Raw genomic sequence first — 206 nt, forward strand, 5'->3', positions numbered from 1 at the left:
ATCCTTCCACCACGCCGTCATTGGTGGTGGCGATACGCACCTGGAAGCCATTGGCTCCCGCTGGTACGACTACGCTGCTGCCTAAAGTATTCCAGGTCACACCGCCATCGGTGGAAACTTGTTGTACACCCGTATCGGTTCCTAATACTGCAGTACCGGAGGATGGTGTGACATTGACTGTTGTTGCTGTTGTGCTCGTGCCGCTT

General features: G+C 54.9%; 1 protein-coding gene. It reads right to left on the minus strand.

What is annotated here, in order from left to right; translation table 11 throughout:
• On the minus strand, window positions 1–206 hold a 206-nt coding region (locus H8K55_RS21530; RefSeq protein ID WP_186944291.1), incomplete at both ends, for a hypothetical protein.

It is taken from the genome of Affinundibacterium flavidum, from assembly GCF_014284175.1.
In the GTDB taxonomy this organism is placed as follows: Bacteria; Pseudomonadota; Gammaproteobacteria; order Burkholderiales; family Burkholderiaceae_D; genus Undibacterium; species Undibacterium flavidum.